This window comes from Arthrobacter sp. LjRoot14, assembly GCF_964253905.1.
Lineage (GTDB): Bacteria > Actinomycetota > Actinomycetes > Actinomycetales > Micrococcaceae > Arthrobacter.
Window position 1 is genome coordinate 392,209 of the sequence record NZ_CAXURL020000001.1, and the last position, 18,592, is coordinate 410,800.

General features: G+C 69.3%; 13 protein-coding genes. 8 read left to right on the plus strand and 5 right to left on the minus strand.

From position 1 onward, the window contains the following. Window positions 1-75: 75 nt before the first annotated feature. Genes ACSQ12_RS01890 through ppsA form a run of 6 tightly spaced genes read left to right on the plus strand, consistent with a single transcriptional unit; the run spans window position 76 to window position 9,154 of the window. The gene (locus tag ACSQ12_RS01890) at window positions 76-555 is read left to right on the plus strand and encodes a Dps family protein (protein WP_209747902.1); all 480 of its coding nucleotides are present in this window, start codon (window positions 76-78) and stop codon (window positions 553-555) included. Next, the gene (locus tag ACSQ12_RS01895) at window positions 556-1,650 is read left to right on the plus strand and encodes an acyl-CoA dehydrogenase family protein (protein ID WP_436064104.1); all 1,095 of its coding nucleotides are present in this window, start codon (window positions 556-558) and stop codon (window positions 1,648-1,650) included. Next, entirely contained in the window at window positions 1,644-3,059 is a 1,416-nt protein-coding gene (locus ACSQ12_RS01900; RefSeq protein ID WP_436064105.1) for a PIG-L family deacetylase, read from the plus strand. Before ACSQ12_RS01895 ends, ACSQ12_RS01900 begins: the two co-directional genes overlap by 7 nt. 52 nt (window positions 3,060-3,111) lie before the next feature. After that, entirely contained in the window at window positions 3,112-3,933 is an 822-nt protein-coding gene (locus ACSQ12_RS01905) for a glycosyltransferase (protein WP_436064106.1), read from the plus strand. A gap of 54 nt (window positions 3,934-3,987) precedes the next feature. Further along, complete coding sequence (locus ACSQ12_RS01910; RefSeq protein ID WP_436064107.1) at window positions 3,988-6,780, plus strand: cation-translocating P-type ATPase; 2,793 nt, start codon at window positions 3,988-3,990, stop codon at window positions 6,778-6,780. Continuing rightward, on the plus strand, window positions 6,773-9,154 hold the full coding sequence (ppsA, locus tag ACSQ12_RS01915; RefSeq protein ID WP_436064108.1) for a phosphoenolpyruvate synthase: 2,382 nt from the start codon (window positions 6,773-6,775) through the stop codon (window positions 9,152-9,154). The genes ACSQ12_RS01910 and ppsA overlap by 8 nt, the downstream gene beginning before the upstream one ends. On the opposite strand, the gene ACSQ12_RS01920 is transcribed toward ppsA, so the two are convergent. The 3 genes from ACSQ12_RS01920 to ACSQ12_RS01930 form a co-directional block, all read right to left on the minus strand. Further along, window positions 9,106-11,028: a heavy metal translocating P-type ATPase gene (locus ACSQ12_RS01920; RefSeq protein ID WP_436066911.1), complete on the minus strand. Its 1,923-nt coding sequence runs from the start codon at window positions 11,026-11,028 to the stop codon at window positions 9,106-9,108. The two genes, ppsA and ACSQ12_RS01920, sit on opposite strands and share 49 nt — an antisense overlap. 227 nt (window positions 11,029-11,255) lie before the next feature. Further along, the gene (locus tag ACSQ12_RS01925) at window positions 11,256-11,957 is read right to left on the minus strand and encodes a cation diffusion facilitator family transporter (protein WP_436064109.1); all 702 of its coding nucleotides are present in this window, start codon (window positions 11,955-11,957) and stop codon (window positions 11,256-11,258) included. After that, window positions 11,954-12,280, minus strand: coding sequence for an ArsR/SmtB family transcription factor (locus ACSQ12_RS01930; protein WP_436064110.1), 327 nt, complete (start codon window positions 12,278-12,280; stop codon window positions 11,954-11,956). Before ACSQ12_RS01930 ends, ACSQ12_RS01925 begins: the two co-directional genes overlap by 4 nt. Before the next feature lie 88 nt (window positions 12,281-12,368). Here ACSQ12_RS01930 and ACSQ12_RS01935 point away from each other — a divergent pair, with 88 nt between their 5' ends. Together ACSQ12_RS01935 and ACSQ12_RS01940 are read left to right on the plus strand one after the other, a co-directional pair. Beyond that, window positions 12,369-13,388 carry a polysaccharide deacetylase family protein gene (locus ACSQ12_RS01935; protein ID WP_436064111.1) on the plus strand — a complete coding sequence of 340 codons (1,020 nt, stop codon included), beginning with the start codon at window positions 12,369-12,371 and terminating at the stop codon, window positions 13,386-13,388. A 66-nt stretch (window positions 13,389-13,454) separates the two neighbouring features. Next, window positions 13,455-16,616 (plus strand): beta-phosphoglucomutase family hydrolase, encoded by a 3,162-nt coding sequence (locus ACSQ12_RS01940; protein ID WP_436064112.1) that lies wholly within the window; start codon window positions 13,455-13,457, stop codon window positions 16,614-16,616. A gap of 39 nt (window positions 16,617-16,655) precedes the next feature. Here ACSQ12_RS01940 and ACSQ12_RS01945 read toward each other — a convergent pair whose 3' ends face one another. Continuing rightward, the gene (locus tag ACSQ12_RS01945; RefSeq protein ID WP_436064113.1) at window positions 16,656-17,657 is read right to left on the minus strand and encodes a zinc-dependent alcohol dehydrogenase family protein; all 1,002 of its coding nucleotides are present in this window, start codon (window positions 17,655-17,657) and stop codon (window positions 16,656-16,658) included. Window positions 17,658-17,692: 35 nt separating this feature from the next. After that, the gene (locus ACSQ12_RS01950; RefSeq protein WP_436064114.1) at window positions 17,693-18,547 is read right to left on the minus strand and encodes a universal stress protein; all 855 of its coding nucleotides are present in this window, start codon (window positions 18,545-18,547) and stop codon (window positions 17,693-17,695) included. Window positions 18,548-18,592: the final 45 nt, after the last annotated feature.

Here is an 18,592-nt window from a genome sequence, read left to right on the forward strand (position 1 = left end):
CCTAAATGCTAAGTATGCTTAGAATAAGCTAACGCGGGATGGCCCAGTCCCGCACTGCCTGCACCGGAGGAAGAAATGAAGGCTTCACCGACTCTTGCCAGCAATCTCCAGATGGTCCTGACGGACCTGATCGAACTCCACGTCCAAGGCAAGCAGGCACACTGGAACATTGTGGGAACCAACTTCCGCGACCTCCACCTGCAGCTCGACGAAATTGTCACCAGCGTGCGGCTGTTCGCGGATGAAACCGCCGAGCGCATGCGCGCCCTGCACGCGCTGCCCGACGGCAGGAGCGCCACGGTATCAGCCGACACCCGGCTGGAACAGTTCCCCGAGGGACTCACCGCCACCAAGGACGCCGTCAAACTGATCACCGCCCGGCTGGAGCGGACCGTGAAGACCATGCGGGACGTCCATGACGAGGTGGACGAGGAAGATCCCACCAGCGCCGACCTGCTTCACGCCGGGATTTCGCGGCTGGAACAGCTGGCGTGGATGGTTAACGCCGAGACCATGTCGGCGAAGGCCCCGGTCACAGTGCCGGATGAAGACTGAATGAAGCCAGAAGCGCGGGCAGTGCGGATCAGTTCGACGCCGCAACGGCTTGGGGCGATGGCGCCGCTGCTTGGGGCCGTGGACCACGCAGCGGGAGATGTGCCGGCGCTGCTGGAACTGGCGCGTGACGTCGGACGGACAGCGCCCCGCTCCGGCGAAGGCGGCACGGCGCGGCTCTGGGAACTGCTGGCGTCCGTGACTGCCGTGGACGTGGCCGCCGGCCGGGTGTTCGAACCGCACCTTGACGCCGTCGCCATCCTCGCCCAGGCCGGTTTCCAAGCCGGGGAAGAGGTCCCGGCCACGGGCGGGGCTGCAGTCGAACCTGCCGACGGAGCCTGGGGCGTGTTTGCTGCGGAGGGGCCGGGGCTGCGGCTAGACGCCACGGCGGACGGCACCGGGAAATACGTCCTTAACGGTTCCAAGCCCTGGTGCTCGCTCGCTGCCCGGCTCGACGGTGCTGTGCTGACCGCACACCTCGCCGACGGCGGCCGGGCCGCCTTCGCCGTCGACCTGCATGCGCCCGGGGTTTCCTGCGAGACCCCGCAGTGGACCAGCCGGGGCCTGCGCGAAATTCCCAGCGGCACCGTGCACTTTGACGGCGTCAGCGCCGTGCCGGTGGGCGGAGCAGGCTGGTACTTCCAGCGCCCGGGCTTCGCCTGGGGCGGCATGGGCGTGGCGGCGTGCTGGTTCGGCGGAGCCGTTGCCGTGGCCCGCGACTTCAGCGCCGCGCTGGCCGCCGCCGCGGACAAGGGGCGTGAACCCGACCAGATAGCCCTGGCCCACCTGGGTGAAACCGACCGCATCATCACCTCCCTGGCCGGCTACCTGGCCCGGACGGCCGAGCGGATCGACGCCGGTGAACTGTCCGGCTCCGGCGCGTGGAGCGAAGCACTGCGCGTGCGCGGAACCGTTGCCGCCGCCGTCGAACGCGTCCAGACGGTGGTGGCACAGAACCTGGGCCCGGGCCCCCTGGCCTTCAACGAAGCGTACGGAAAGCGCATGGCCGACCTGTCGCTGTACATCCGGCAGCACCACGCCATGCGCGATGACGCCCAGCTTGGTGCCCTGACCTTGAAAGGGGACCGCTCATGGTGACCTTCTCGCACGCGGACACCGGCACTGCCGAGTCCGAATGGGAGGCCAGCGGCCTGTCCGTCCTCCCCGAGCTTCCCCTGGACCCGGGCGAACTCGCCGCCATGACCTTCATTGTGCTGGCGGCTCATCCGGACGATGAAACCCTGGGCGCCGGAGGATTACTGTCCCGGCTGCACGCCGCCGGCGCGGCTGTGGACGTGCTGCTTTGCACGGCCGGGGAGGCGTCGCACCCGGACTCCCCGACCACGACGCCGGAACAGCTGGCCGCCGTCCGGCTCAATGAGTTCCGGGCCGCTGTGTCCGGGCTGGCCCCCGGGGCGACCCGGCAGTTCCTGCACTTCCGGGACGGCCACCTTGACGCCGACCGGGACCGCATTGCTGCCGCCGTCCGGGAGACCATCGAAGCGTCCGGCCGCCCGGCGAACCAGGTGGCGATCGTGGCGCCGTACCGCTCCGACGGCCACACGGACCACGACGTCCTGGGCGCCGTGGCCGCAGACGTGGCGGCGCAGGGCGGGCACGGCCTGCTGGAATACCCGGTCTGGTACTGGTTGTGGGCATCACCTGAGGACCCTGCCTGGCAGTCCTGGGTCCGTGTGCCGCTCACTCCGGACGAGCAGCGGGCCAAAGCCGCGGCCCTCCTGGCGCACGCCTCGCAGACACAACCGCTGTCCGACCAGCCCGGCGACGAGGCACTTCTTGCCGGGAGCTTCCTGGACCATTTCTCCCGTGCCTGGGAAACATTCGCGTGGCACCGGCCCGCCGGCGGAACCAACAGCGCGGGCGACGCCGAGCAGATCTTCGACGCCGTGCACAGCGGCAACACCGACCCCTGGAGCTACACCACCAGCTGGTACGAACGGCGGAAGCGGGCGCTCACCCTGGCCATCCTGCCGCAGGCAAACTACGAATCCGGGCTGGAAGTCGGCTGTTCCATCGGCACGCTCAGCGTGGAACTGGCGGCCCGCTGCCGGGAGTTCGTGGCGGTTGACGCCAGCAGCACCGCCCTGGCCCGGGCTGCGGATCGCCTCTCCGGACATCCCTCCGCCCGGACCCTGCACCTCACTGTTCCGCAGCACTGGCCGGAGGGGCGCTTCGACCTGGTGGTGGTGTCAGAGACGGGGTACTACCTGACCGCGGAGGAGCTGGCGGAACTGTTCGCGCAGGTGGAAAGCTCGCTGAACCCCGGCGGGACCCTGGTGCTCTGCCACTGGCGGCACCCGGTATCAGGCTGGGAACTCGACGGGGACGCCGTCCATGCCATGGCGCGGCAGCAGCTCCGCTGGCCCACCGAAGGGCTGTACAGGGAGAAGGACTTCGTCCTGGAAGTCCTGGTTGCCCCGGACGGGCCCCACGCCGGAGCCGCTGCACCGGAACCGCTTCCTGCCAGCGGTCCGGACGCACCCTGAGATGGGCAGTGACCTGAGATGACCAGCGACCTGAGACGGGCAGCGACCTGAGATGACCAGCGAGATGACGGAACGGGCAGGGGACCATCCTGCGGCGGAGGTCCGGTCCGGGCAGGGCATCGAGCGGGTGGTGGTGGTGATGCCGGCCCACAACGAGGACCAGCACCTTGACCGGGCGCTGGCGGCGCTCCGGGCCGCCGCCGACACGCTGCAACGCGAACGCCCCGAGGTGGAGGCGGCCATCACCGTGGTGCTCGACAGCTGCACTGACCGGTCCGCGGACATCGCTTCCGGCTACGTTGCCGCCGATCCGCGGTTCGCGGCCGTGCAGGTCAGGCTGGGAAGCACCGGGGCAAGCCGCGCCGCCGGAGTCCTGGCCGCCGGAATCACCCCGGGGCTGCGGACCGGACGCATCTGGCTGGCCAACACCGACGCCGACTCCGCCGTTCCGCGGAATTGGCTGGTGCGCCAGGTTGAACTGGCCGACGCCGGTGCCGACGCCGTCCTGGGATCCGTAGAGCCGGACCCCGCCGGCACGGAGCCCGCGATCCTGCGCCGGTGGCTGGAGCGGCACCCGTTCAGGGAGGACCATCCGCACATCTACGGCGCCAACTTCGGTGTCCGCGCCTCGGCCTACTTCGCGGCCGGCGGCTTTCCCCGCAGACGCGTCCACGAGGACCGGATCCTGGTGGAAAACCTGCGCAAACAGGCCTACACGGTGCAGGCCACGGACACCATCCGGGTGCTGACATCGGGCCGCACGCATGCCCGCGCACCCCAGGGGTTCGGCGCCTACCTCCGGGCGCTGGCACTGGAGCTGCCGGTGCGGGACGTGCCCTCGCTGGAGCTGCCCCGCGACAGTGGTGACCTTTGACCCTAGGAGCCTGACCTCCAAGACCGCATCCTCGATCCATGGGGTTCCCCGTGAATGCCGTGGTTCCACGTGTCCGGTGCTGCCCGTGAATGGCAGGCTGCGGCTGTGATTCCGGGTGCCGGTGCCGGTGCGTTGCCGCGGCCCGCCGGACTCAGCTCCGAGGAGGCCGCCCTCCGGCTGCGGAAGGCGGGACCCAACCGGCTGCCGCAGGCCCGCGCCGTCCCGGGCTGGCGCAGGCTGCTGGCCGAGATGACCCACTTCTTTGCCATCATGCTCTGGTGCGCAGCAGTGCTGGCCTACATCGCCGGAATGCCGCAGCTTGCCGTGGCTATCGTGGTGGTGGTGGTGGTGAACGGGGTGTTCGCCTACATCCAGCAGGAGCGGGCACAGCATGCCGCCTCCAAGCTCCGCGAGCTGCTTCCGGCCATGGTGTCGGTCCGCCGGGACAACCGCATCGTCAAAGTCCACACCACCGAACTGGTGCCGGACGACGCCGTAGTGCTGGTGGCGGGTGACCGGGTACCGGCGGATCTCCGGCTGGCACTGGCCGCAGGGTGCTCCGTGGACGAGTCAATGCTCACCGGCGAAAGCGAACCCCTGGCCAAGGCCCCGGGGGACACCGTGTTCGGCGGGACCTTCCTGGTCAACGGCGAGGCGGAAGGCATCGTCATGGTCACCGGCGGTGACACCCGGCTCGCCGAAATCGCCGCCCTCACCGGCCAGGTCAAGGCGCCGCCCACCCCGCTGGCCCGGGAACTGCAGCGCATTGTCCGGATCACCGCCACGATGGCCCTGGGCATCGGTGTGCTGTTTTTTGTGCTCTCGCTGCTGGTCGGCATTTCCTGGCGGGACGCGTTCCTGTTCGCGATCGGAGTGGGCGTGGCGCTCGTGCCCGAAGGCCTGCTGCCCACGGTCACGCTGTCCCTGGCCGTCGGGGCACAGCGGATGGCGCAGCGCAACGCCCTGGTCCGGAACCTGGAAGCGGTGGAAACCCTCGGCTCCACCACTTTCATTTGCACGGACAAGACCGGCACGCTGACCCAGAACCGGATGAACGCCGTCGAGGTCTGGACCCCGGAAGGGGTGCTCAGCGTCATCGGCGCGGGGTACGGACCCGAGGCCGAGGTCACCGGGGGCGGAGCCGGGGAGGCCCGGCACCTCAGCACTGCTGCATTGGCCGCTTCCGTAGGCCGCGCGGTGCTCCACGAGGGCAAATGGATCGCCGAGGGCGACCCGATGGAGGCCGCCATTGATGCGCTCGCCACCCGGCTGGCAGCTCCCGGGCAGAAACCCGACGAGCTCGAGGTGTCGCACCGCTTTGCCTTCGATCCGCGCCGGCTGCGGGAGTCCGCCATCGTGGGCACCACTCTTTATGTCAAGGGCGCCCCGGAGTCCGTGATTCCGCTGTGCGGCCCGGAAGGCGCGGACCGGGCCCGGCAGATGGTCGACCGGATGGCCTCCCACGGCCTGCGGGTCCTGGCCGTGGCGGAGCGGCCACTGCCCGGCCCGCCCGGTGCCAGCTTCAAGCTGGAGGCGGTTGAGCAGGATCTGACGCTGCTGGGCCTGATCGGCCTGCATGACCCGCCCCGGGCCGAAGTCCGGCTGGCACTCGAGGCCGCCCGCGATGCGGGAATCAAGGTGGCCATGGTCACCGGCGACCACGCCTTCACCGCCGCCGCCATCGCCCGGGAAACCGGGCTGATCGGATCACCCGAGCTGGTGTTGGAGGGACACACCCTGCCGGAGGACGACGCCGTCCTGACCGCCCTGCTGGACCGCGACGGCGTTGTGGTCAGCCGGGTCACGCCCGAACAGAAACTCCGGGTGGCCCGCCTGCTCCAGCTCAGGGGCCACGTGGTGGCCATGACCGGCGACGGCGTCAACGACGGCCCGGCCCTCCAGCAGGCAGACATCGGCGTGGCCATGGGGCTGAGCGGCACGGACGTCGCCCGCGAGGCGGCGGACCTCGTGCTCCTGGATGACGACTTCGCCACCATCATCGCCGCAGTGGAGCAAGGCCGTGCCACGTACGCGAACATCCGGCGGTTCCTGACCTACCACCTGACGGACAACGTCGCCGAGCTCACCCCGTTCGTTATCTGGGCGCTCTCCGGCGGCCGCTTCCCGCTGGCGCTGAGCGTGCTGCAAATCCTGGCCCTGGACATCGGCACCGACCTGCTCCCGGCGCTGGCCCTGGGCAGCGAGGCCCCCAGCAAGGGCGCGCTCAAACGGCCGCCGGAGCGGAGGCACCTGATGGACCGGGCCCTGATGTTCCGGGTGTTCGGTCTCCTGGGGCCGGTGGAAGCCCTCTTCGAGATGACCGCGTACACCGCCGTGCTCCTGGGTGCGGGGTGGCGCCCCGGCGCGGAACTGCCGGCGTCGGATGTGCTGATGGCCGCCTCGGGTGCCGCGTTCACCACCGTGGTCCTGGCACAGCTCGCCAACGCCTTCGCCTGCCGCAGCGCCTCCGCCCCGCCGTGGCGGCTGGGCTGGTTCAGCAACCGGCTGCTGCTCTGGGCCGTGCTGGCGGAGCTGGGACTGCTGGCGGTGTTCCTGTTCATCGGTCCCGTCGCCACACTGCTGGGCCACGCGCCGCCGTCGCCCGGGGGCCTGGCCGTGGCGCTCGCCGCCATGCCCGCCGTCATCGTTGCGGACTGGATCTACAAGATCATCCGGCGCCGCGGACCTGGCCCTGCCGCTCCGGACCGGCCTCTGGTCCCGCCAGCCGGGCGGCCGGCCGTCCCGCCGGCCGTGCAGCGGCAGGTGAGGTCCAAAGCCTCTGACCCGCGGGAGACGGGCAAACGAGGATCAATCCATGGAGCAAGCGGCGGGAGCAGTCATGACTGAAAGCCACGTGGTGTGGTTCGACGAGATCGGCATGGAGCATGTGCCCCAGGTGGGCGGCAAGAACGCCTCGCTGGGGGAGATGACGCGCTCGCTGAAGTCCCGCGGAGTGCGGGTGCCGGACGGCTTCGCCACTACGGCGGCCGCCTACCGCACCTTCATCGAAGCCAACGGCATCGACGCCGCCATGCGTGCCCGGATCGCGGAGTACCGGGCCGGCGAGACGACGCTGCGGTCCACGGGCGAGGCCATCCGCGAGCTGTTCCTGGACAGCGAATTCCCGGAGGACATCGCCGAGTCAATCCGCAGCCATTACCGCACCCTCGCCGAACGGGCGGGACTGGACCGGCTCTCCGTTGCCGTCCGCAGCAGCGCCACGGCGGAGGACTTGCCGGACGCAAGCTTCGCCGGGCAGCAGGAGACGTTCCTGAACATCTCCGGGGAACGCGAACTCCTGGACGCCTGCCGGCGCTGCTACGCATCGCTCTTCACGGACCGCGCCATCAGCTACCGGGAGGTCAAGGGTTTCGACCACCTGGACGTGGCCCTTTCCATCGGGGTGCAGCGGATGGTGAGGTCCGACGTCGGCGCCTCCGGCGTGATGTTTTCCATCGACACCGATTCGGGCTTCCCCCGTGCGGCCGTGATCAGCGCCGCCTGGGGCCTCGGCGAAACCGTGGTCCAGGGCAGTATCAACCCGGACAAATACGTGGTTTTCAAGCCGCTCCTGGCGGACCCCCGCCTGGCTCCGATCATTGAGAAAACCCTCGGTTCCAAAGCCCGCAAGATGGTCTACAGCCGGGGCGGCCACGCGCGGACCCGGACGGTGGAAACGTCGGCGGAGGAGCGGAGTTCGTTCGTGCTGGGCGACCCCGAAATCCTGGACCTGGCGCGCTGGGCGGTGACGGTGGAGGACCACTACGGCCGCCCCATGGACATGGAATGGGCCCGCGACGGCGCCACCGGGGAACTGTTCATGGTGCAGGCGCGGCCCGAAACCGTGCAGGCGCGCAAGAGCGGGACGCGCTTCACCATCCATCACCTCCGCGGCACGGGCAAAGTCCTGGCCTCCGGCGCAGCGATCGGCGATTCGATCGCGCAGGGCACGGCGTGCGTCATCCGTAGTACCCGGGACATCGACTCCTTCCGCGACGGCGCCATCCTGGTCACCGAGATGACGGACCCGGACTGGGTGCCGGTGATGAAACGGGCCTCCGGGATCGTCACGGACCACGGCGGCACCACCAGCCACGCGGCGATCGTGAGCCGCGAGCTGGGCGTTCCCGCCGTCGTCGGAACCGGAAACGGAACCAGCGTCCTGGGCGAGGGCCAGGCGGTGACGCTCAGCTGCGCGGAAGGGGACCAGGGCCGGGTGTACGAAGGCACAGTCCCGTTCGATACCGAGGACGTGGACCTTGGCGCCCTTCCCGCCACCCGCACCGCCGTGATGGTGAACATCGCCAGCCCGGGGGCCTCGTTCCAGTGGTGGCGGCTGCCGGCAGCAGGGGTGGGCCTGGCCCGGATGGAGTTCATCATCAGCAACCTGATCCGGGTCCATCCGATGGCGCTGGTCCATCCGGAGCGCGTCACTGACGCTGACGAAGCCCGGCAGATCAAGGAGCTGACCAGCGGCTACGCGGACCCGCGGGAGTACTTCGTGGAGGCGCTGGCGCTGGGGATCGCCAAAATCGCAGCGCCGTACCACCCGCATCCGGTGATCGTCAGGCTCAGCGACTTCAAGACCAACGAGTACGCACACCTGATCGGCGGCAGCTCCTTCGAACAGCCCGAAGAGAACCCCATGCTGGGCTTCCGCGGTGCATCCCGGTACTACGACGAACGCTACCGGGAAGGTTTCGCGCTGGAGTGCGCCGCCCTCAAACGGGTGCGGGAAACCATCGGCTTCGGCAACGTCATAGTGATGATCCCGTTCTGCCGCACACCCGGCGAAGCGGACCGCGTGCTGGCCGTCATGGCGGAGAACGGCCTGGTCCGCGGCGAAAACGGCCTGCAGGTGTACATGATGTGCGAGATCCCCTCCAACGTGGTCCTGGCCGAGAAGTTCGCCCCCAAGTTCGACGGCTTCTCCATCGGTTCCAACGACCTCACGCAACTGGTCCTGGGCGTGGACCGGGACTCCGAGCAGCTGGCAGCCCTTTTCGACGAACGCGATGAGGCCGTCACTGCCATGATCAGCGAAGCCATCCGCAAGGCGCACGCAGCCGGAATCAAGATTGGAATCTGCGGCCAGGGGCCCAGCAACCATCCGGACTTCGCGGCCTTCCTGGTGGGGGAAGGCATCGACTCCATCTCGCTCAATCCGGACAGCTACCTCAAGACCGTGCGGGTGATCGCGGACGTGGAGGCGTCGGCCTGACCTGTGGGCGGTGCCGGGTGCCGGCCCGGGCTCAGCGCGCGCAGCGCGTTGAGGATGGTGGCCAGGTCCACCAGTTCCTGCGACAGGGCGCCGGCGATGGCCGGCACGAAGCCCGCAGCCGCGGCCACCATGAGCCCCACGCTCAGCACGATGCCGATCCAGATGCTTTGCATCGCCACCCTGACAGTGCGCTGCCCGATCCGCACCGCGTGCGCCGCCTTGGACAGGTCGTCAAGGATGATCACGACGTCGGCAGACTCGCCGGCCGCGGTGGAACCGCGTGCACCCATGGCGATTCCGACGTCGGCCACCGCCAGGACGGGGGCGTCGTTGACGCCGTCGCCCACCATCATCACGGGACGCAGCGGAAGGGACTTCACCGCTTCCACTTTGTCCGGCGGCAGGCATTCGGCACGGACGTCCGTGAGGCCCACCTCGGCGGCGATGTGTTGGGCCGTGGCCAGGGCGTCGCCGGTCAGCATCACCGTTTCGGTGACCCCCAGCGCGGTCAGCTCAGCCAGCGTCCGGCGGGCCTCGGCGCGCAGCGGGTCGCTCATGACCAGGGCCCCGACGTACACCCCGCCGACGCCGACGTAGATTGCCAGCTGGCCGCTGACCAGTTCCGTTTCCACGACGCCGGGCGCGTACTCTGCCACGAAGGCGGGCTTGCCCACCACGACTTCGCGGCCGTCGAACACGGCGCGCACCCCGTGCGTGGCATGTTCGAGCGCCTCGCTGGCGGTCTCGAACCGGAGGTCGCGTGAGGTGGCTGCCTCCATCACGGACGCCGCCAGGACGTGGGAGGAGTACTGTTCAGCGGAACCCGCCAGCCGGAGCAGTTCGTCCTGGCCCATGGAATCGGCCGTCACGATGGCCACCAGGGAGGGCCGGCCGTAGGTGAGGGTTCCGGTCTTGTCGAAGGCGGCGGTGCGGACCTTGCCGAGCTGCTCCAGGACTCCGGCGTACTTGACGATGATGCCGGCCTTGGCTGCCTGGCTCATACCGCCCAGGAAAGCCACCGGCGCCGCGATGAGCAGCGGGCAGGGAGTTGCCACCACCAGTACTTCGGCGAAGCGAGTGGGGCTGCCGCTGACGATCCAGGCGATGGCGCCCAGCGCATAGGCGAACGCGGTGAAGGGAATGGCGTAACGGTCGGCCAGGCGCACCATGGGGGCGCGGCTCTCCGACGCCTCCTTCACGAGTTCAACGATCCGGCTGTACTGCGAGTCCGCCATGACGGCGGTGACGCGCATCCGGACCGCGGCCTCGCCGTTGACGGAACCGCTCATGATGCCCTCGCCCGCGGTGCGTTCCACCGGCAGGCTTTCACCGGTGAGTGAGGATTCGTCGAACGTGCCGGCGTCGGAAAGCAGCACACCGTCCAGCGGGACGACCTCGCCGGGCTTGACCAGCAGGATGTCTCCCACCCGGACGTCGGTGGCCGCGACGTCCTCGTGGGCACCGTTTTCGACGACGCCGTTGCTGGCAGCGCCGTTCGCGCCGCCGTTGGGGGCGCCGGCGTTCTTGTGCGCGCCGTTGCCGCCGCCGTTCCGCTCCCGGTGCGCTGTCTGCGGGACGCGCGCCAGCAGCGCGCTGAGTTCGCTCTTCGCCCTGCCGGCCGCGTAATCCTCAAGGGCCGTGCCGCCGGCCATCATCAGCACGATGATCATGGAGGCAATGAATTCGCCCACCAGCACGGTGCTGACAATCGCTGTCACAGCCAGGATATCGATGCCCCAGTGCCCTTGGCGCAGCCGCCGCAGCATCCCGAGGGACAGATACGCGGCCACCGCGAGGGCATAGCCGCTGGCGGCAAACCGGGCGATCACCGGCTGGCCGGACGTCACCAGGACGGCGACAGCAAGCAACGCCATCACCGTGCCCGCAACGAGCGGATACCGGAGAACAAGTTTCACAGGTGGATCCCGCCTTTGTCTGGATAGCTGGCACGCCACGGCACTCCTGGCATGGGCACACTTGGCCTGCGCACACCCAGGGGTAACACTCCATTGAACCCGGGCTGCGAGGGTAGGGGAATAGGTCCTTGAAACGTCACGGTGTGATGTTTCCCAGGGTGGCGTGCGGTGCGCACGTTCGACGGCTACGCCAGGGGCCGACGATCAACCGGTTTCGTTCCGAGCGCCACGACGACGGGTGTGGACTTGCTGTCCGGCGCGCAGCCGCCGCAGCAGGATTCGCCACGCCAGGCATTGATGCCCTCCCGGACCGCGATGCCGGCGATGACCAAGGCGGCCCCGGCATCCGCCCACCACCAGCCCAAGGCGCTGTTCAGGACCAGGCCCACCAGCAGCACGGCGGAAAGGTAGGTGCAGAGCAGCGTTTGTTTGGAATCGGCCACGGCTGTCCGGGAACCGAGTTCCCGGCCTGCGCGTCGCTGGGCCCAGGACAGCACGGGCATGATCGCCAGGCTCAGCGCCGCGATCACTATGCCCGGCGTTGAGTGCCTCGGCTCGTCCCCGCCGGTTAATGCACGGACGGCGTCTGTGGTGACGAACGCGGCGAGGGCGAAGAAGGAGACGGCGATGATCCGCAGGGTCAGGTGCTCGCGCCGTTCCGGGTCTTTGGCGGAAAACTGCCAGGACAATGCCAACGCAGAACTCACCTCGATGACTGAGTCCAGGCCGAAGCCGATCAGGGCCGAGGAGTCAGCGGCCCCGCCGGCCCAGAGCGCCACGACAGCTTCGATGAGGTTGTAGGTGATGGTCGCGGCCGCGAACAGCCGGATCCTCCGGCTCAGTACGGCGCGACGTTCCGGGCTTGGTGCGGTCAGCAGGGCCGTCATGCGAAGCACTCCCCGTCCGGGGCGCAGCAGGACGGATCAACCGCGAGGACCACGCCAATCAGGTCTTTTATCGCGTGGCCCAGCCGGGTGTCCGCGAGTTCATACCGGTTGCGTCGACCGTCAGGAATGGCAACCACCAGGCCGCAGCCGCGAAGGCATGTCAGATGGTTTGACATGCTCTGCCGGGAGACCCCGAGGGTGTCCGCCAGATCGGAGGGGTAGGCCGGGGCGCCGGAGAGGGCCAGCAGGATCCTGGCGCGGGTCGGGTCCGAGACCGCGTAGCCGAAGCGGGCGAGTACGGGTGCCTGAGCGAGCGTTTCCACAGCTTCAAAGTACATCCTTTGATGTATTAACGCCACGGCGGGCCCTTCAGCCCTAGGCGCGGCAGCGCTCCGGCTGTCATGGTTGACCATGGCTGGCGAACCTCCGCTCGAACCTCCGCTCGAACCTCCGCTCGAACCGCGCCGCCGCCGGCTGGCGGCGGTGGTCCTGGTGGCTGTTGCTGTCGTCGCCGCGGTTGTGCTGGCCGTGATCCTCGCCGGAGCGCCGCAGGGGCCGGCCCCGCAAACCGGTCCTCCGCCGGAAAGCGGGGCCTCCTCCACCTCTTCCGTTTCGCCGTCTTCGACGCCGTCCACCCCGGCCCCGGGGGTCCGGGCGTCGTCGGAGCCCCCGCCGTCCCCCTCGCCCGGAAGTCCGGGTGAAGCGACCGATCCGGGCCCTGTCGCGCCTGGCCCCACACCGCCGCCGGAGACGCTGCCCGCACCGCAGTCCCCTCCGCCGGTTGCCCCGTTTCCTTCCGGCCTGGCCGGGCAGGACGTGGAGCTGGTTCCCGGTGCCGGGCCGTCCGTTGCCTTGACGTTCGACGCGGGCGCCAACTCGGCCGGCCTGCCGTCAATCCTGCAGACCCTGGCGGGTGCCGGAGTCCGCGGGACGTTCTTCCTGACCGGGGCGTGGGCCGCGGCCAATCCTGCCGGGGTGGCTGCCATCGCGGCCGGCGGCCACCGGGTGGGCAACCACTCCCAGACCCACCCGGACTTCACCGGACTGCCGGACGCGGGGATCGGGGACCAGGTTCGCGCGGCGGAGCAGTCAATAGTGGCAGCCGGCGCGGACCCCCGTCCCTTGTTCAGGTTTCCGTTCGGTGCCCGTGACACGCGCACCATCGCAGCTGTGAACAACCTGGGTTACGTGCCGGTGCGCTGGTCCGTGGACACCCTCGGCTGGAAGGGGACCAGCGGCGGCATCACGGCACAGCTGGTGGCGGACCGCGCGCTGTCCGCCCTGCAGCCGGGCGAAATCGTCCTGATGCACATCGGATCCAACCCGGACGACGGCTCCACCCTGGACGCCGATGCCCTGCCGCAGATGATTGAGAGGATGCGCCAGGCCGGCTACGGCTTCGTCACGCTGGACAGCCTGCTTGCAGGATAGGCAGCCGCCCTGAACATGGGCCCAATGCCACTGGGCAGGCAGGGCCGATGCTGGTAGGACTGAGCCATGACTGAGTCGCCAACCGCCGCAGCCGCGCTGGCCCCGGTTGACGCCGTGGTTTTTGACCTTGACGGTGTGGTCACGGACACCGCGGACCTCCACTCGGCGGCGTGGAAGGAATTGTTCGACGACGTCCTCCAGGACCCGCGGATTCCGCCAACCGCCCGGCGCGGTCCCTTCACGGACGCCGACTACCTGCGTTATGTGGACGGCCGCACCCGGGAGGACGGAGCGGCGGGGTTCCTGCACTCGCGCGGGGTGGATCTGCCGGCCGGCGGCCCGGGGGATGGCCCGGCGGAGTGGACGGCGGTGGGGCTGGGGGCGCGCAAGAACGGGATTTTCGAAAGGCTGCTGAGGCTCCGGGCCGTCCCCGTTTTCCCCGGAACGCTGGCGCTGCTCGAACGCCTCAAGGCCGGGAAGGTCCCGGTGGCGCTCGCTACTGCCAGCCGGAATGCCCGCGCGGTGCTGGCATCCGCCGGCCTTGAAGACGGTTTCGACGTCGTTGTCGACGGGAATACTGCGGCGCAGCTGGGACTGGCCGGCAAGCCGGACCCGGCGCTGTTCCTCCACGCCATCAGCGAACTGGGCGTGGCGCCGGAACGGGCCGTGGTCATCGAGGATGCCGTGGCCGGCGTGGCGGCGGGCCGCCGCGGCGGTTTCGGGCTGGTGGTGGGGATCGACCGGGCAGGACACCGTGCTGAGCTGGAAGCCGCGGGCGCCGACGTCGTGCTTGAAGACGTCAGTGAACTGGATCTCGGCCTGGTCATCGCGGACCCCTGGCAGCTGGTCTATGAGGGATTCGACCCCGCACACGAAGGCCACCGGGAGGCCCTGACCACCCTGGGCAACGGCTACATGGCAACGCGGGGGGCGGCCCCCGAACACCGCAAGGACGATGTGCACTACCCGGGAACCTACCTGGCCGGCGTCTACAACCGGCTCACCAGCGTGATCCAGGGGCAGGAGACCGAGGACGAGCACATGGTGAACATGCCGGACTGGCTGCCGCTGGACCTGTGCGTGGAGGGCGGAAAGTGGTGGTCCGAGGGTGGACTGCGGCTCCGCAGCGAGCGGCGCACCCTGGACCTGAAGCGCGCGCTGCTGACGCGGGAAGCTGTTCTGGAGGACGACGCCGGGCGGCAGCTTAACGTGGTCCAGCGCCGGCTGGTCTCCATGGCGGAACCGCATCTCGCAGCGCTCGAAATGACGGTGACAGCCGTCGGCTGGGGCGGCCGGGTGGGCATCCGAAGCGGCTGCGACACAGACATCACCAACTCGAACGTGGCGGTGGAAGCGCTCCTGTCCAACCGGCACCTGGCAGATGTGACGGTCTCCGGGGCCGATGACGGGCCAGGGTCCGCCACCCAGGTTGTCCTGGTCCGCACCACCCAGAGCAGGATCGGCGTAGCGGTGGCTATCCGAACGGACGTCCCCGCCAGCCTGCATCCGGCCAGGCCCGAGGAGCTGGACGGACTGTTCGTTCACCGCTTTGACGTGGAGCTGCGGGACGGCGAGCGGGCAACTCTCACCAAGACCGTGGCCGTGGCGACCTCCCGCGACCACGCCATTTCTTCGCCCCGGACAGCGGCCGTTGATGTCCTCAACCGCTCCGGGGGAGGCTTCGAGGTGCTGCTGGCCGGCCACGAGGCGGCATGGCGGGGACTGCTCACGCCCTTCATCATCGAGGTGGACGATTCCACCGAGTCGCAGCTGATCCTGAACCTGCATGTCTTCCACCTGCTCCAGACCATTTCGGCGCACACGGCGGAGCTGGACGCCGGAGTTCCGGCCCGGGGCCTGCACGGTGAGGGCTACCGGGGCCACATCTTCTGGGACGAACTGTTTGTCCTGCCGCTCCTGACATCCCGGCTTCCGGCCGTGACGCGGGCACTCCTTGACTACCGGTGGCGGCGGCTGGGCACGGCGCGGGATGCTGCCAGGGCGGCCGGGTTCGCGGGCGCCCTGATTCCGTGGCAGAGCGGAAGCGACGGCAGGGAGGAGACGCCCAGGCTCCTGTTCAACTCCCGTTCCGGCCGTTGGGTGCCGGACTACTCCCACCTGCAGCGCCACTCGGGCCTGACGGTCGCCTTCAACGCCTGGCAGTATTTCGAAGCGACCCAGGACCGCGCCTGGCTGACCCACCACGGCGCGGAGATCATCGTGGAGGTTGCCCGCTTGTTCGCTTCGATGGCGGAGTACGATCCCGCCGAGGACAGGTTCCATATCCGGGCTGTGGTGGGTCCGGACGAGTACCACACGGGCTACCCGGACAACCCCGGCGGCGGCCTGGACGACAACGCCTACACCAACGTCATGGCGGCCTGGGTATGCGACCAGGCCGTGTGGATCATGAGTTCCGTACGGGGTTTCGACATGGACGACTTCCGGCAACGGCTAAGGGTCACGGACGAGGAAATTGACGGCTGGGCGCGGCTCGGCCGAAGGGTGTTCGTTCCCTTCCTTGCCGACGGCATCATCAGCCAGTTCGCCGGGTACGAGAATCTCAAGGAGCTGGACTGGGAGCACTACCGCCGCACGTACCGGAACGTCCAGCGGCTGGACCTCATCCTCGAAGCCGAGGGCAGCAGCACCAACCACTACCGGCTGGCCAAGCAGGCGGACGCCCTGATGCTGCTCTACGTCCTCGGCGAAGACCAGCTCACCACCTTCCTGGGCCGTCTCGGGTACACCGTGACGGCGGAGCAGATCGCCAGGACCGTGGACTTCTACCTTGCCCGGACGGCGCACGGGTCCACGTTGAGCAGGGTGGCGCACGCCTCCGTACTGGCTCAGCTTGATCCGGAAAGGGCGTGGGACACGTTCCGCGAAGCCCTCGACGCGGACCTGGACGACACCCAGGGCGGCACCACCCGGGCGGGCATCCACCTGGGTGCCATGGCCGGTTCCATCGACGTGATCCAGCGCAGCTTCGCCGGCCTGCGCATTACGAGGGACGCGCTTGATTTCTCTCCCCGCCTGCCCACGGAGCTCGGCAGGGTCACATTCAATGTGCGCTACCGGGACCAGCTGCTGGCGGTGCACCTGGAGAAGGGCCGCCTGCTGGTTTCCGCGGACCCGGGGGACGCTTCCCCCGTGCTGGTCCGGGTGGGAACCCAGCACGTCCTGCTGCACGCCGGGCGGTATCACGAATTCCGGCTCGGAGCCTGATCCCGGGTACGTAATCCTGGGACCGGGCACCTGCTGCGCCTAATCCATGTGCAGTACGGCGGCTCCGGTAATGCGGTCCGCCGCGAGGTCCTGCAGCGCACGGCCGGCATCCTCCATCCGATAGGGGACGGTGGTGGGGCGAAGCGGTATTTCCGCGGCGACGCGAAGGAATTCCTCGCCGTCGGCCCTGGTATTTGCCGTGACGCTGCGCAGCTGCCGCTCCTGGAACAGTTCCGATCCGTAATGCAGCGGCGGGATATCGCTCAGGTGGATTCCCGCCACCGCCAGCGTGCCTCCGCGGTCCAGGGCGCGCAGCGCCTGCGGCACCAGCCAGCCCACCGGTGCGAAAAGGATGGCCGAATCGAGCGGCACGGGAGGTTCGTCGTCGGCGTCACCGGCGAAAGCGGCTCCGAGCTCCAAGGCGAGGCGCCGGGCTTCCTCCGAGCGGGTCATCACGTACACGCTGGCTCCGCGGTGCATGGCCACCTGCGCGGCCAGATGGGCGGAGCCGCCGAAACCGTAGATGCCGAGGCGGCCGCCCTCCGGAACCTGGGCGCGGGCCAGGGCCCGGTAGCCGATGATGCCCGCGCACAGCAGGGGTGCGGCCTGCTCGTCCGGGAAAACCTCCGGAATCCTGTAGGCGTAGTCCTCATTGACCGTCACCCGGTCCGCGTAGCCGCCGTCGCGGTCCCAGCCCGTGAAGGTGGGGGACAGGCACAGGTTCTCCTGGGAGCGGAGGCAGAAACGGCAGTGTCCGCAGGTGCCGCCCAGCCAGGCCACACCCACGCGTTCCCCGATCCGGAACCTGGTGGCGCGTTCGCCAAGCTCCACGACTTCGCCCACCACTTCATGGCCGGGAATGACGCCGGTCCTGCGCGGCGCGAGATCGCCTTCGGCAAGGTGGAGGTCGGTGCGGCACACTCCGCACACCCGAACAGACAGCAGGACCTCGCCAGGCCCGGGGCTTGGATCGGGGCGGTCGCCGAACACCAGGGGATGCCCTGCCACGGGACCCGGTTTGCCAACCCACCAAGCACGCACGGCACACTTCCTGTCCGGTTATTCCGCCACGGCTGTCACCGCGTGATCAGCACGTTGCACAGTGCGCGCTCCAACGCCGAGGAAACAGTACTCCCCGGATGTCCTTCGCGGTGATGCGCACCCAGCACGAGGACGTCGGCCTGCGCCGCGGCGGCCAGCAGTTCCTTTGCTACGGGGTGGCTCTCCAGCAGGATGCCCTCCAGGGGGATGTCCGGGGCAAGGCTCCCGGCCAGTTCCACGGCCTGGTCCAGCAGTTCCTTGCCGTGGAGCGGTGCATGCCGCCCGTGTTGTGCCTGGTGCTGGTCCCCGGCCACGTGGATCAGCTGCAGCGGAACGTTCAAGTCGGCCGCCATGCGCGCCGCCTCCGCCACCACTTTCGTGTGCCGGGGTTTTTCGTCTATTCCGGCCGCTATCGGCTGTCCGGGACGGCCCGGGTAGCGGACCACCATGAGGGGACAGGGGGAGTGGACGGCCAAGTCGAGGCAGGCGGAACCCACCAGCTGGCCCAGGAAGCGGCCCATGCCGCGGTGGCCCACGGCGAGCACGCCCGCGCGTTCCGCCGCAGCGCGGAGGACCTGGGCGGGAAGCCCGGGCTCAATGACGCCGGAAATGTCCAGCGTGGCGTTCAGCCCGGCCGCAACCGAGCGGGCCAGGTCCAGGCCTTCCTGGAGGGTGGCCTCGGCAGCATGCCTCAGCCCGCTGCCTTCAACGCCTTTGACCGGACCCAGATTCTTGGTGAAGACGGGCCAGACCCACGCGTGGACCACCTTCAATGTCCGGTTCGTGGCGGCGGCGTGCCCGGCGGCCCACCGGACGGCCAGCTGTGACGGTTCGGATCCGTCATAGCCCACCGCGACCGGTCCGTCCGGGTTCCGTGCTGGAGCCGGCATGGAACCTCCCCTCATAGACGGTGGCGGGGCAATGTCCGCCTGGTC